Annotated in this window: 1 protein-coding gene and 1 pseudogene; both read left to right on the forward strand. The window is 33.3% G+C overall.

Going from position 1 to position 2184, the window contains the following annotated elements; all coding sequences use genetic code 11:
• Positions 1-294: 294 nt before the first annotated feature.
• Positions 295-1449, forward strand: a pseudogene (locus F6K13_RS29775) (1-deoxy-D-xylulose-5-phosphate reductoisomerase); the annotation flags it as partial.
• Positions 1450-1950 carry a tetratricopeptide repeat protein gene (locus F6K13_RS29780; protein ID WP_240038734.1) on the forward strand — a complete coding sequence of 167 codons (501 nt, stop codon included), beginning with the start codon at positions 1450-1452 and terminating at the stop codon, positions 1948-1950.
• Positions 1951-2184: the final 234 nt, after the last annotated feature.

The raw sequence follows: 2184 nt of genomic DNA on the forward strand, positions 1-2184 counted from the left end.
TATATCAAGAAATAGGCTATTTTGACGTTAAAGCATTATACAGCAAGGGTTTAATACTTTTGGCGTTTTTTGCTAAAGTCCCAATAGTAAAAAAAAATTCAGAAACAGGAATATCTAGAGAAAAGTACATCTAATGCTGGATTAATCTGGGATAATTTGTCAGCAAAATTATGATTTCTCTTTTGATATTAAAAATCTGAATAACTAAAATCTATTACTCTGGCAACCTTGCTCTTAACACAAAATAACCAATGAATCGTATAGTGGAATTGTGGACAAATTTCTCAAAAAAATATGAAAGCAATTACAATCTTGGGATCTACAGGGTCTATTGGTACTCAAACCTTAGATATTGTTACTCAAAACCCAGATAAGTTTCGAGTTATTGGGTTAGCTGCTGGAAGCAACGTAGAAATGTTAGCTCAACAAGTACGACAGTTCCGCCCTGAAATTGTTGCTATTAACAATGAGTCCCAATTTACAGAGTTAAAAGAGGCCATTGCTGACCTGACACCTCAACCCATATTGCTTGCAGGCCAAGATGGTGTCATTGAAGTTGCGAAATATGGTGACTCAGAAGCTGTAGTAACGGGTATTGTCGGTTGTGCTGGTTTATTACCTACTATTGCCGCTATTGAGGCCCGAAAAGATATTGCTTTGGCAAATAAAGAAACACTTATCGCAGCAGGCCCAGTTGTTAATCCTTTAATTGAAGAACACGGAGTAAAATTGTTGCCTGCCGACTCAGAACATTCAGCAATTTTTCAATGTCTTCAAGGTGTACCTAAAGAGGGTTTACGTAGAATTATTTTAACTGCTTCTGGTGGTGCTTTTCGAGACTGGCCAATTGATAAATTATCAAAAGTCAAAGTAGCAGATGCCATTAAACATCCTAACTGGTCAATGGGTCGTAAAATTACCGTGGATTCTGCCACGATGATGAATAAAGGTTTGGAAGTTATTGAAGCTCATTATTTGTTTGGATTAGATTATGAAAATATTGATATAGTGATTCATCCTCAGAGTATAATTCACTCTTTAATTGAGTTACAAGATACTTCTGTTTTAGCTCAGTTGGGTTGGCCAGATATGCGTTTGCCTCTACTTTACGCTTTATCTTGGCCGGAAAGGCTTTATACTGATTGGAAACAATTAGATTTAGTTAAAGCTGGTAGTTTGACTTTTAAGGAACCCGATAATTTGAAATATCCTTGTATTCAATTGGCTTATACTGCAGGTCGTATAGGTGGTTCGATGCCGGCGGCTTTGAATGCAGCAAATGAACAGGCTGTGGCATTATTTTTAGAAGAAAAAATTCCTTTTTTGGATATTCCTAAGTTGATTGAATATGTATGTGAAAAGCATAAGTCAGATTGTCAGAAAAATCCCAGTTTAGATGATATTTTAGCTACAGATAAATGGGCAAGAAAAGAAGCTGTAGCTGGAAGCTTGATAGTAGCTAATCCTCTAAAAAATGTATTAGTTAATGTTGAAGAAAAGCTAGCAAATGCAGAAGAAAAAAAAATCGAAGATGATGCATCTACAGAAATAAAAAGTGAAAATGATAACCTAGGATTTAATGATTTTTATAAAAAGGGATTAGCAGAATATCAGCAACAAAATTATCAATTAGCTTTGGCAGAATTTAATCATGCAATAGAGATAGATAACGGTAACTCAGATGCTTATATTTATAGAGGTGATGTGAAAGAAAAATTAGAAGATTATCAAGGAGCAATTGATGACTATAACCAGGCAATTAAATTAGATGCGACTCATCCAAAAGTTTATTATCGACGGGGAAATGTATTGCGAAAAGTAGGAGATAATTGGGGGGCGATCGCTGATTATAATCAAGCAATTAGACTCAATCCAAATTATACATCTGCCAAACATCGTAGTTATGTTCATGTTGATACAGGATCTACAGAAACATTTATACAAGAGTGAGTCGATAACATCATTTTTTTGAAATAGCAAATAATGATTAATTCAATCATTATTGATATAGTCTAAATTTAAAGTGAAAAAAAAATTAATTAACTCAAATAATTTTTCCTAAAATTTATTTAGGTATCTTCATGATTGAAGCCTAATTGACAGAATATTGTTTAAATAATTAATTACTGCAATTAAAAAAGTAAGTTATTAAATTCCTTAAAAACAATTATGAAAAACGAATAA

The sequence above is a fragment of the Okeania sp. SIO2B9 genome (assembly GCF_010672505.1).
GTDB classification, from domain to species: Bacteria; Cyanobacteriota; Cyanobacteriia; order Cyanobacteriales; family Microcoleaceae; genus Okeania; species Okeania hirsuta.